Below are 11,570 nucleotides of genomic sequence, written 5' to 3' on the forward strand. Positions count from 1 at the left end.
ATTTAATACCATTTAACTTTAAAAGTTATACAAATACGTTGGTAGGGGCACGGCATTGCCGTGCCCCTACGAGAAATCTATATGTATCAAGATTTTTGTGAATTGGTATAACTTGTAGCGTACAATTTTGTGTACAGTTTTGTATGCAGCCACAATCTCGCACTCCTGCGTCAGCCACTCCTGGATTTGACTATAACTTTTGAATCCTTCAGGTTGGCTCAGACGTTCTGTAAGTTGGTTCATCACCGTTTCTGAAATTAAGGCAGGCTTCCCTGGGGGTGTTTTGACTTCGAGCAATGCATTCATCCCGCTTTGTTTATACCGTTGCAGCCAACGATACACTGTTGATTCATCTCTTCCCAAGCGTTGTGAAAGTTCCTGTCTGGTTGCGATCGCGCCTACCTTAATCCAGTAGAGCATCTGTAGCCTTTCTTTGGTTGTTGCTGTTACTGCATGGCGCAATCGATGTTGTAGTTCTTCTTGACTTTCAGATATTTCTACTTGGAAGCTATTGCCCATACCCTTACACCCTATTTCTGCTTCTACTAATTTAGTGCATCTTCATGGAGAACTGGTATCACTAGAGTAGTCCATAGGACATGCCTGCCCTGGAGAACAACTTCAAATGTTATCTTCCCTCAACTTTCAGTGCTCCCAAATCAAAGATATGTCCGGTTCTTGTGACCCTTACTCATGAGCAGTCGTGGGCAGAGGGCAGGAACCATTCCTCCTGCCTCCTGCCTCCTGCCCTCTGCCTTTTTGGTCAGCACTTGCTGTTCGCACAGCTACTTAACTCCGATGATTTAACAGAACCTTGAAAATAAAATACGAGGTGTAATTGGAACCAACACCAGAGCAGTTAAAAGCACTTTACCAAAGGTGTGTAAGAGCAAGTAATTTGCTTCAACCAATCAACTTGGTAAGACTTGATAGTCGCACCAACCGAATAGTTATGTTGGTTGGAGAGACAATACAGATAGAAATTCTTCCAAACGGGGAGGTATTAATCGAGTGACTAAGCCAAATTATGAATTGATGACAGAACTAGAATTGCGTGACTATGTTAGACGCAATCCTCAAGACGAAGATGCTTTTCAGCACTACTTAAGCATTATTCGCTCTCGCCCTGGCGTACTTTGCACCACAGACGAAGAAGCAGATGCAGAAATGGAAAGGAGGATCAATCAAGGTCAGAGATAGGAGAACCACATTCCAATATCTAGTAAACAACTCGCCGCTAACCTTACGGTGTAGCGGCGAGTTGTTTACGACAAATCATCAACCATTAACTTGATTAATCTTTTGAACTGTTTTTTGTCGAGATGTCTAGCTACTTGCAGCACATCTTCAGCCACCTTGGGGGCATACGTTGCTGCTTCTTCTCCCTGTACATAGATGATTAATTCCTCTGTAGTCATTCCGGCAGATGTAGCAATTTTTTCGAGATTATGCAACGAGGGAATCGCCTGCCCTTTAAGCCACTTCTGAACATTGGAGGACTCTACAAACAAAGTCTAAAAGCCCTGCAAAAAGGTGAGTTGGAAAAAGCTTTATGTTTGCAATTTAAAGCTTTTAATCAGCATGAGAAAATCATTTTAGAGTGGCTGCGAATGCAAGAAATTATCCGCTGGTTGGAATTAGATTCCGAACTAAGAAGCGTAGGTAGTAATTATCCAGATAGTGTGGAGGGCGAATAATGTTTGAAAATGTGGGAGCCACAATCATGACTATCATTGCACCCAACCTTGGTAAATTATTTGCCGGACTAACCAAGCGCCCAGCCACTCCAGAAGCTTACGGGGGGACAAAATACCCTCAAGCTCCAGAAGATATCGCCTTACTCGCCCTTGGTGATTGGATTAGTGAGAAAGAATGTCCCTGGTCTTGGCAATTTAAGCGCTCTTGCCAAGATATGGCAGTGGGCGCGTGGGAAGGCAAAGAATTTTTCATCCCGCATCATTTGCTGATGGTTTGTGAAGTCATAGAGGGGCAAGTTGTTGAAAAATTTTTCAGAAGGGAGTCAAATTCAAAACTGACTAGGAACAATGCAAAACCAGGAACCTACATTGTTGATCGGTTAGAGTCATTAGGAGTTATTAAAGACGACTTGGGATTTGGCTTTGTAGTCGATTGGCTGAGTTTTGGCAAAGTTCCCAATCCTCCATCTGGCAAAAAATTAACTTACAACTGGCAGCGAGATAGCGACCGCATTGCCAAGTTTGCGATCGCCTCAAGCGAATTAGTAACCGAATTTTTAACTCAAAACGAATGTACGCAGCAATTTAAGGTAAGCGAGCCTTGGGATTCACCTCAAGAATGGTTGAGCGTTGGGGTGCAATGCTCTTATGAAGACGATCTAATCACCTGGGGCAAAAGGTGCTTTAAAATTCAACCCAAAGTCAAGGAGAAGTACCTTAATCCTCGTGTGTTAGTGGATTTTTTGAGGGATAGCTGGAATGACTTGCAGTGTTTCGTGAAACACCTCAGCAAGCAGCCTGCCGCAGAAAAAGAAATAATTACTCATTTTGGATGCAAGAAATCTCTGGCACAGCAAGCAATTAAGCTGGGCTTGAATCTAGGGATTTTGACAAAACTTAAGGGTGGAAAATACGAGATATCCTCCGAACCATATTTAGAGGAAGTTAGGGGCGATCGCAATACCGTTCGGTTAAGCATTTTTAACTTGAAATTGGGTTTTGGGAAAAGGTTAAAGGGTAAGGGTTAAAGGCTTTTCTTTTCCCTTTTACCCTTCCCCCTTAACCGAAAGGTATTGGAACCACCACGACATCGAAGTGAATGCAGCAAATTAGCTGCTGCGAATTCAGAGCAGTTTTGTTTTTTAGGCATTGTTGAAAGTTCCTGTATTTGTTACTAATTTTTGTCAGCGATCGCTGCAATAAAGTAAGCGCTCTGTTATTAAAAATTAGTCAACCACTGATGATACAATTCCTGCATGTTTGACAATATATGCAAGTTCATCGCTGAATCATTCTCAACGGATTTTGCTATTTGGTTACTGGGAGAACCTATCTCCCTAACCGAGCTAAGCCCAAAAGAATTGTCATTAGAACCCATTCGTGCTGATGCTTTAATACTGCTGCAATCAGATGAAGTTGTTTTGCATTTGGAGTTCCAGACTAAGCCTGATCCAAATATGCCCTTCCGTATGGCTGATTATCGCTTGCGGGTATACCGACGTTTTCCTGAAAAACGAATGCGTCAGGTAGTAGTTTATTTAGCCCAAACTGAATCAGAAATTGAATCAAGAGGTAATTCAACGTTTGTTGCGGAGAGATATCATGCAAGAGTCAGTCATCTATCAGTCAATTAAGACAGAAGGTAGTGATGAAAAAGCTCGTCAAATTGCCCTCAACTTACTAGCAGAAGGCATGAGTGTTGACGCGATCGCACGGATAACCGGATTATCAGTAGAAATGGTGCAACAGTTGCAACAGCAAGAACCCGACAATCAAGATTAAGCCGCTTCCAGTTCCACAGCTTTTTGTCTTGGCTTATCCGCAAACTTAACAAAACTCTCCAGCCCCGCTACCGCATCAAGAGCCTTGGCGTACCGAATTTCGTCCACCCCATTCGCCCAATGGGTAACGTGCTGAAACACCAGACCCACCATTGAATCATCCCTGTACACGCGGTAAACTTTCGGACAAGCTCCCTTCACATACACCAGTTTATAACCGGATACATCTAACACCTCTGCATGAGGATCGGTTGGAGGCAGTAGGATCTTGTCCTGGGATTCTTCCAATTGCTCTACTGGAAGGGAGAGGGTAGACATTATTACTTGTGACACGATTAAAGCTCTACTACAAATTTGATGGCGAGCGCGCTTACAGCTATGCACTCGCCTTTTTCTGTATAAAACTATGCCGCTACTGCCACCCTTGCTCCTAACGAAGCGATCGCAGTTGACGCACTATCAGAAATCCGATTTCGACCATATTGTCTAGGGCGGGAATACCAACCTTCGTCGTTACACCCAACGAAGCCGACCAAATCTTTGCCCCGAAAGACTTTCGTGCTGAACGACACCCAATCAATCTCACCGTGCCATAGACCAAACTTGGTGCAAGCTGTTTCCAGTTCTGCGCTCAATCGTTCGTTGCGTTCTCGTGGTGTTTCCGGTAGTGTTGCTTTGACCTCTGCGACTGCTGCCTTAAACGGTTCTTTGTGGAAACGAGCGAAACCGTGGGACATCTTCACCCACACGATACCGTCAGAGTTGATCCAGATGGTGACTACATCCTGCGGCTGGCAATCGTGGGGATAGTCGGACTGGCTGACGACGGTTGCAATGATGGTGCGATCGCGGTCGGTCAATGGGTCTTTCGATGGGGCAGCTAGGGCTACAGTTTGCGCCTGGGCTTCAAGAAGACCGTCGAGTTCCTGTTGGGCAATCGCTTGTTGATCTAATGCTTGCTGTGTAAGCGTTGGATAAGTCATAATAAAAACTCCATTGATTTGGATAAAAGGCGATCGCTAACTTTCCTAGGGTTGGGCGATCGCCTTTGTTATGTGTGCAAGCAACGTTGTGGTTTAGCACAACGCACTCAAAAAGTTTAAGCGCAGCTTCTCTTTACTACTCCCAGCCAGTGACCAGGAGCATTACCAAACAGGAGAGCAATAATCTCAGGCGACGTATACAGCTTCAAACGCTTCAGAAGTCAGTCGTCCTGCTAGTAATTTGTTATTAACCGAATCCGTTTTCCCGATGTGTACCTCTCCCCTTCTCTGGTTGTGCCAGTGCCTCGGCTACCCCTCCATCGGTACTTCCAGTTCTCTTGTCAAGGTTCGGTGGGCTTTGAAATTGCTTTATTTGCCCTATATATAAATGTACACTTTGTTATCCCATTTCTTAACATATTGGGATAACAAAATTAAATTATTTGGGAGTACACTTGTTAATACAAGGCTTTCGCTGATAGCGTTGATCAATCAATGAGGAAGACACCATGAGTGAAACAAGACTAAACATCAGGATCTCGCCAGATAAGAAGGACGCTTTTTATCAAAAGGTCAAGCAAGAAGGAAAAAACGCTACTGATGTCCTAATCGATTTAATTGACCAATATCTTGGCAATAAGGTTGAGTCAGGCGATATTTTAGAATTAAGACAAAGAGTTGCAAAATTGGAAGAGGTGGTGCTGGGGGAAACCGCCGCCTGAGAGAAGAGAATGATTCTCTCAGGCAGTTATTAGAAAATTTGAAACAAATGCTCAAGGAAAAACCCGCCGACCATTAGGCGGGTTTCCTACTTTTTATGTATTGGATCTATTGTGATAATAATGTGTTACTATTTGGGATAACAAACAATCTTTATAAAAGTAACCGTTTATCACTTGGGAGCAATTGATATGTACCAGGGATGACAGCAGTTGGATTTAGGCATATTGAGGGTCACTCAAATGATCTTTCTGTCACCCACAATATGCCTTGTACCTTTTGAACTTTATCTAGAAAAAACTAAAACCCAAAAGCGCCTGCCTCGAAAACATCGCTCTTGGGTAAATTTCACAAACTACAAAGTTTATGATCAACCAAACATTAGCAGATTTTCTTGCATTATGCATAGGAGTTAATTTTAATCACTGCATACATCTGCGGTGTAGTGATAGCCAGCTTATTATTTGTCTTGCTGAAGTAAAGCCAAGAAGAGAAAAAATCTTTTCTCAGGTGAGGGTAATTTTCAACACATCTCCTATCTACAACAGGAGAGAAACATGCTGACACTAGAGCCAGAAATAACTTCAACCCTTGACTACAGCAATCTCAACATCAGCATCCAAGAAACCTTCGCTGCCATAGATCGGTTCGAGTGGCAGGCATCCGATGAACTGCGACTGATGCGAGATAACGGCTATTACCAAGATGGCGCATACACTAGCTTTGAGGATTACTGCGAAAGCGAGTTGACCAAACATGGAGGATATCGCAGGGTCAAGGATTTATTTGCAGCAAAGCGAGTAGTTGATATTCTACCCGACGAGCTGAAAGACAAGATCACCAAACCTTCCCAAACTCGCCCCTTACTCCGACTGGTCAAAACACCCGACAAGCTTCAACAAGCTGTTGCGATCGCGTCTCAAGAAAAACCCTTTCCTACAGCTGCGGACTTTGCCAAAGCAGTACAACAGGTTGCACCACGAAAAACCAAAAAATCAAAAACGCAATTGTGTAATTCGGTCACGGTTTCATCACAATCGCATCCTCGTTTTGGGGAATTGGGAGTTATTGAGGCAGATGCACCAAACGTTTGGCAGCAGATTGTTACATTTGCTGATGGCGAAAAGCTACTGATCAACAATGAGGAGCTAGATGCCCCCAGTGTCCCATTTCCCAGAGAACGCACTTACCCCACAGAATATTCAGAAGCGATCGCAGCACTTAAAGAGCAACACCAGCAGGAGTTAGAGCGACTGGAGCAGGAATTGAGAATTGGGCTACAGTCAGAAGCGACTGCCAAAGCTGAGGAACAAGTACAAGAGCAATTAACCGCTTTACAACACCTGTTTCAACAGCAGAAGGAAGAAAACATTCAATTGCAGCAACGGCTTTTCGAGTTAGAAGGATTGAGGCAATTGGAACTTGAGAACCAGCGATTGCAACGGCGTATTCAGGACTTGGAACACGCTGTACAAGAACACCCTGGTCAGCAGTGGGAAAATACTCTCACTCAGCAAGCTACCAAAGCGTTAAACAAAGAAGTTAAGCGATCGCTGGAGAACACTATTGATCTGCGATCGCTTGCCACTGAACCCCAAAAAAAAAATGCCACCGAATGTTTACGCTTGATGGGCATGGCTTTGGGGAATCTTGCCAGTGTGATGAACAATACCAAAGCTTTGGAAGCTGCGGCGATAATTCTGGGCAGTGAACCAACACCGCAGGCGATCGCAAAAAGGGCAGAGCAATTGCAACTTCTGCCCCAAGCAGTGAGCGATATTCGGGCGGTGTTATCCAAGCCTGAACGTAGCTGGTGGGACTACTTAGAAGTCGCCCAAGAGTACGAGGTTATCAAAGCCGACTATTGGGCGGAGTTAACCACGCAAGAGGCAGAATTAATCACTGCTTTGGAGAAAGCTGAATCCTCCAAGATTACGGAACAGACGGTTTCTCATAATTGCGAATTGCGAACTGCGTTAGCGTCAGCGTTAGCGACGAAGGAGCGTCATTGCGAATTGATTAACGTTGGTTCTATCGTCTCTCATGCTGACATTTATCGCACTTTGTATGTGGAACGGGGCGAAGTCGTGGAGGACTTGGGCGAAGAGTTGGTAGTGGCGTGGGATTGCTGGAAAGAACGCTCAAAGAAGACTGACAGGTATTCCAGAGAGGAATTGCGGTTTTGGGAAGGATAACTGACTTGTTGCCCATACCAGTAATTTTTTAGACACGAATTTATAAATACACAGATAATGCCAAGCCCTGCGATCGCGCTAGGGGGAATTTCCGTGCGTCAACATAAACAAGAGTAAGTATAATGACTGCAACTATCGCTCGTGGATGCTGTACAAGATCAATCTGCTTTGTTGCTGGGAGAAAAGCAGGATTTGGGTGTTGAGCCGAAAGATTGTCTTGAAGGCACTTATTCCGCCGCGCCCGTTGCCCCCGATTTTGAAGAACCAGCCTCACGCCGTCTTTTCGCTGCGCTGACAGATGAAAACCTGATTTCGGGCAATGAGGACAAGAATCATCATGTTGACCACAGTTCCGCCACACCTGCTCCCAGTGATGAAAAATGGTCACACGAAGCGATCGCAACACGGTCTAAGGCGCGACCAAAACGAATGCAAAAACTTAAGCTGACGGAAGTGTTGAAGGAGAATCCGGGATTTGAGTTTCTTGCAGAGTACTGGAATGATGACCCCGCTTTGCAGATTGTGATCAAGAAATTGCTGGCGAAGTTTCCGCAGTGGGGGATTGCGTGTGTGGATGGGGTGCTGGTGGATTGGGAGGAGTGAGTAGTGATTGCGCTTGGTAGGATATTCAGCATTTTACTAAAGTTTATGCTCGTAAATTAGGTGTTAACCTAACCTGCTGAGTACGCTTAACCGTAATTTTTATTCATGTCAAGTACTTGCAAAAAATATTTACATAATGTTATATTTGGTTACATAAGCAAGCAAAGGAAAAAAGACATGACAAGCAAAGGCTTTACCATGAACGAACTCGGTCAACTCAACAACTTTGCAATTGAACCAAAGGTTTATGTAGATCAAACCCCAAGAGCAGGTTTTACCGAGTACGCCGAGAAATTCAATGGGCGTTTGGCGATGATTGGTTTTGTCTCACTCATAGCTGTAGAAGTTGTAACAGGACATGGCTTGATTGGATGGCTGACAAACCTATAACTAAATCTGACTATTTAAGAATTTCACTCAATTAACCGATAGAAAATTACCAAAAAATAGCTATGAAAACTGATTTTGATTTCCCTAAAAAAGATTTAATTGGCTCCGTTGTTTTTCGCCCCGATTTCAACAACTTTGAAACAATTAACGTTAACCAAGCCTGGTCATTATTTTTCAGTGCAGGTCAAGATGATAAAGTGCTGGGAGAATCAACTGAATTAGGCAAGTTTTTCACTAACCTTTTAATTGCTGTGGGAGTAACGGGAATCCTTTGGGGGACTTTTTTCAGTAATTTGGGATAAACAATTGGGTAAGCGTGTTCAATTGAATAAATTCACTCTTCAGTCTTGGTATGAAAACCAAGACTTCTTTTTATTCAAATTCGCTCTCAAATATTAGCATTAGAATTTCATCGGGGTCGCTCAGTTTCACCATCCTCTACCCCTATAACAAGAGTATAATAATCGGATGGCTGATACTAAGTTGCGTTCAGAAATAGTATTCCTACTCCCTACTCCCAGCCCAAGTTACTATCTTTGATTGCAACTCGGTATGAGGCGATTGTTGGCGGTATTCTTCAGTATTTACGGCAAATGTAAGTAATTTCTTGTGAAATCAGGGTTTTATACTAATCAAAAAATAAGTGATTGATTTTTGCATTAGCTAGTAAACAATGATATATTTTAAATTTATAAGTCGGTTCTAGTGGGACTCAGCCACTAGAGGTAACGGGGAAAGTCCGGTGTGAATCCGGCGCTGTCCCGCAGCTGTAATCAAGGTTTGCCTTGTGAGTCAGAATGCCCGCCGAAATTGACCCTTCTCCTACGGAGACGCTAACGCGAACGGCTGCGCTCAGGGTCAACTTGTAAATTTTGTACATCTGCGAGGTACGGATGGTTTATTACATGGTGATCGCTAGGTCTGATATTTTGAAAGCACCGCACATAAAAACGCTACAAATGGCGGCTTTCCACGAAATAAGTAATTAACGTCTCGACTCCGCTCGACGTTAAAGCTGAGCGAAGCCGAAGCTTTAATATTAAATTCCGATTAGTAATTATTTGAACTTAGAAATCTCAGCAATTTCCGACAAAATATTGCACTAACTTGAGAGTGCTATATCTGGCGTGCATATACTTCTGTGTATTTTCATGAAATTCCGACTCGGTTAATCATCATGCCGAAATTTTATCTTCACCGGACTGGGAAGATTCCTACTGCTGTTCATCCTTTTGTCAAACAAACGGGTTTTAGAGAAGATAAGCAGCAACCCTTTCTAAATCTCAGGAAAATGATTCAAGGTTGGCAAAATATTGCAAGTTCAACCTATAGGAAGATTGCCATTGTCATCACTCGTCTAATTCGGGATAAACGATAAACACACCAACATCTATACAACTATTAGCTACAGAAAAATCTTTCAAAACAATGTCAAATTTATTAGTTTATTTTGTAATTGCTTCTGTTCTAGTTTTACTAATTGGAATTGCGGCTTATTTCCTATCTGCCCGCAAGTATCAATCCTCAGCCACAGTCGCCAATTCCTACGACCAATGGACGCTTGATGGCATCCTAGAGTTTTACTGGGGAGAACACATTCACCTCGGTCACTACGGTTCGCCGCCACGACGCAAGGATTTTTTGGTTGCTAAATCTGATTTTGTCCATGAAATGGTTAAATGGGGTGGTTTAGATAAACTGCCACCTGGTACTACCGTCTTAGATGTTGGTTGTGGGATTGGGGGCAGCAGCCGGATTTTAGCGCGAGATTATGGGTTTGCTGTCACAGGGATTACCATTAGCCCACAGCAAGTAAAACGCGCCCAGGAGTTAACACCCCAAGAACTAAACGCCCAGTTTGCAGTCGATGATGCAATGGCATTGTCGTTTCCAGATGCCAGTTTTGATGTGGTTTGGTCAATCGAAGCCGGCCCCCACATGCCGGATAAAGCCGTTTTTGCAACAGAATTAATGCGGGTGCTAAAGCCTGGTGGAATTTTGGTTGTCGCTGACTGGAATCAAAGGGACGATCGCCAAAAGCCGCTAAATTTCTGGGAGAAACCAGTAATGCGACAATTGTTAGATCAGTGGTCTCATCCAGCTTTTTCTAGCATTGAAGGATTCTCCGAACTGTTGGCAGCGACAGGATTAGTAGAAGGAGAGGTAATTACGGCTGATTGGACGCAAGAAACTCTTCCTTCTTGGTTAGATTCGATTTGGCAAGGGGTGGTTCGCCCAAGCGGATTTCTGCGTTTTGGACTGTCTGGTTTCATCAAATCTGTGCGCGAATTGCCGACGTTTTTATTGATGCGTTTGGCGTTTGGTGCAGGGTTGTGTCGATTTGGAATGTTCCGCGCTGTACGGGCAAACTCATCTACAGAATTGATGGATAGAAACTTTGCTCAGGAAAATCCCTCCAGCTTGGTTAGGTAGCGATACTTGCGGCGGGCTGCGTCTACGCATGATGACTAATGCGTGAGTTCTCAGCAATCACCCCATCACAAAATCTATCTAATACATGATATCTGCGTAAAACTTCTTTCTTAGAATCGCTCCATTATGCAACGCCCAACATATTTATATGCACAAAATTCCCGTCACAGTCATTACAGGATTTCTCGGCGCAGGCAAAACAACGTTAATTCGTCACTTACTGCAAAATAATGAAGGACGACGCATTGCTGCTGAAGGGGTGACAAAGAGGCTGAAGCTCAGGAAATACAAGAGTGTGACTGTTTTGGGGTAAAAAAAGATAGGTCAGGTATTCTCAACAAGACCTATCAAATGATAATGTTACCTAAATTCTACCAAAACTGCTTTCAAAATGTACTGACACCCGCACAGTACAAGATGTTGGAAATCTTGATTATGCTGTTGCAATTTCATAAAACTGTGACAATTGAGAAGCTGGCGACAGTATTTCCCCAACCGATAAAATTTGAGAGTCGGCGACTAAGCATCCAAAGATTTTTATTACTGCCAGAGTTATCAATTCAATACATCTGGTTTCCATTACTCAAAAGATGGGTTAAAAACAGCAGACAATCTCAGGAGAAACAATTGATATTTGCGATTGATAGAACACAGTGGCGTGGTGAAAATGTGTTCGTCATTAGTTTAATAGAACAAAAAAGAGCTATTCCAGTTTATTGGCTATTGTTAACAAAAAGAGGATGTAGCAATCTAGGCGAGCAGAAAAAG

Annotated in this window: 15 protein-coding genes, 3 pseudogenes and 1 riboswitch; of the genes and pseudogenes, 14 read left to right on the forward strand and 4 right to left on the reverse strand. The window is 43.4% G+C overall.

Going from position 1 to position 11,570, the window contains the following annotated elements:
• Positions 1–66: 66 nt before the first annotated feature.
• Positions 67–519: a helix-turn-helix domain-containing protein gene (locus tag I8751_RS16695; protein ID WP_214440267.1), complete on the reverse strand. Its 453-nt coding sequence runs from the start codon at positions 517–519 to the stop codon at positions 67–69.
• Between the two features lie 319 nt (positions 520–838).
• Between I8751_RS16695 and I8751_RS30450 the strand changes: the two genes are divergently transcribed.
• Together I8751_RS30450 and I8751_RS16700 are read left to right on the forward strand one after the other, a co-directional pair.
• Positions 839–1,015 carry a DUF6888 family protein gene (locus I8751_RS30450; RefSeq protein WP_404800433.1) on the forward strand — a complete coding sequence of 59 codons (177 nt, stop codon included), beginning with the start codon at positions 839–841 and terminating at the stop codon, positions 1,013–1,015.
• Positions 1,012–1,200 carry a DUF6887 family protein gene (locus I8751_RS16700; protein WP_214440268.1) on the forward strand — a complete coding sequence of 63 codons (189 nt, stop codon included), beginning with the start codon at positions 1,012–1,014 and terminating at the stop codon, positions 1,198–1,200. Before I8751_RS30450 ends, I8751_RS16700 begins: the two co-directional genes overlap by 4 nt.
• A 65-nt stretch (positions 1,201–1,265) precedes the next feature.
• Here the strand turns inward: I8751_RS16700 and I8751_RS16705 are convergent, their stop codons facing one another.
• Positions 1,266–1,454 (reverse strand): hypothetical protein, encoded by a 189-nt coding sequence (locus I8751_RS16705; protein WP_214440269.1) that lies wholly within the window; start codon positions 1,452–1,454, stop codon positions 1,266–1,268.
• On the opposite strand from I8751_RS16705, the gene I8751_RS16710 reads away from it, so the two are divergent.
• From I8751_RS16710 to I8751_RS16720, 3 genes and pseudogenes are all read left to right on the forward strand, one after another.
• Complete coding sequence (locus tag I8751_RS16710; RefSeq protein ID WP_214440270.1) at positions 1,449–1,697, forward strand: hypothetical protein; 249 nt, start codon at positions 1,449–1,451, stop codon at positions 1,695–1,697. The genes I8751_RS16705 and I8751_RS16710 overlap by 6 nt on opposite strands.
• A gap of 26 nt (positions 1,698–1,723) precedes the next feature.
• Positions 1,724–2,725, forward strand: a complete 1,002-nt coding sequence (locus I8751_RS16715) for a hypothetical protein (RefSeq protein WP_214440271.1) — start codon at positions 1,724–1,726, stop codon at positions 2,723–2,725.
• Positions 2,726–2,953: 228 nt separating this feature from the next.
• Positions 2,954–3,479: pseudogene (locus I8751_RS16720) on the forward strand (Rpn family recombination-promoting nuclease/putative transposase).
• Here the strand turns inward: I8751_RS16720 and I8751_RS16725 are convergent.
• Both I8751_RS16725 and I8751_RS16730 read right to left on the reverse strand, forming a co-directional pair.
• On the reverse strand, positions 3,476–3,796 hold the full coding sequence (locus I8751_RS16725) for a hypothetical protein (RefSeq protein ID WP_214440272.1): 321 nt from the start codon (positions 3,794–3,796) through the stop codon (positions 3,476–3,478). The pseudogene I8751_RS16720 and the gene I8751_RS16725 sit on opposite strands and share 4 nt — an antisense overlap.
• Positions 3,797–3,882: 86 nt before the next feature.
• Positions 3,883–4,461: a hypothetical protein gene (locus I8751_RS16730; protein ID WP_214440273.1), complete on the reverse strand. Its 579-nt coding sequence runs from the start codon at positions 4,459–4,461 to the stop codon at positions 3,883–3,885.
• Between the two features lie 509 nt (positions 4,462–4,970).
• Here I8751_RS16730 and I8751_RS16735 point away from each other — a divergent pair.
• The 9 genes and pseudogenes from I8751_RS16735 to I8751_RS16775 form a co-directional block, all read left to right on the forward strand.
• A complete protein-coding gene (locus I8751_RS16735; RefSeq protein ID WP_214440274.1) occupies positions 4,971–5,183 on the forward strand; it encodes a hypothetical protein in 213 nt (70 codons plus the stop codon).
• Positions 5,184–5,738: 555 nt separating this feature from the next.
• Positions 5,739–7,376, forward strand: a complete 1,638-nt coding sequence (locus I8751_RS16740; protein WP_214440275.1) for a coiled-coil domain-containing protein — start codon at positions 5,739–5,741, stop codon at positions 7,374–7,376.
• Positions 7,377–7,517: 141 nt separating this feature from the next.
• Positions 7,518–7,979 (forward strand): hypothetical protein, encoded by a 462-nt coding sequence (locus tag I8751_RS16745; protein WP_318780339.1) that lies wholly within the window; start codon positions 7,518–7,520, stop codon positions 7,977–7,979.
• 177 nt (positions 7,980–8,156) lie between these two features.
• Positions 8,157–8,369, forward strand: a complete 213-nt coding sequence (locus I8751_RS16750) for a chlorophyll a/b-binding protein (protein WP_214440276.1) — start codon at positions 8,157–8,159, stop codon at positions 8,367–8,369.
• Positions 8,370–8,431: 62 nt separating this feature from the next.
• On the forward strand, positions 8,432–8,671 hold the full coding sequence (locus tag I8751_RS16755) for a hypothetical protein (protein WP_214440277.1): 240 nt from the start codon (positions 8,432–8,434) through the stop codon (positions 8,669–8,671).
• 378 nt (positions 8,672–9,049) lie between these two features.
• Positions 9,050–9,192: riboswitch (cobalamin riboswitch) on the forward strand.
• Between the two features lie 354 nt (positions 9,193–9,546).
• Positions 9,547–9,747 carry a hypothetical protein gene (locus tag I8751_RS16760; RefSeq protein ID WP_214440278.1) on the forward strand — a complete coding sequence of 67 codons (201 nt, stop codon included), beginning with the start codon at positions 9,547–9,549 and terminating at the stop codon, positions 9,745–9,747.
• A 50-nt stretch (positions 9,748–9,797) separates the two neighbouring features.
• Positions 9,798–10,802, forward strand: a complete 1,005-nt coding sequence (locus I8751_RS16765; protein ID WP_214440279.1) for a methyltransferase domain-containing protein — start codon at positions 9,798–9,800, stop codon at positions 10,800–10,802.
• A 148-nt stretch (positions 10,803–10,950) separates the two neighbouring features.
• Positions 10,951–11,052, forward strand: a pseudogene (locus I8751_RS16770) (GTP-binding protein); the annotation flags it as partial.
• Between the two features lie 185 nt (positions 11,053–11,237).
• Positions 11,238–11,570, forward strand: a pseudogene (locus tag I8751_RS16775) (IS4 family transposase); the annotation flags it as partial.

Origin of the sequence: Atlanticothrix silvestris CENA357 (genome assembly GCF_016056295.1) — a bacterium.
GTDB lineage: Bacteria > Cyanobacteriota > Cyanobacteriia > Cyanobacteriales > Nostocaceae > Atlanticothrix > Atlanticothrix silvestris.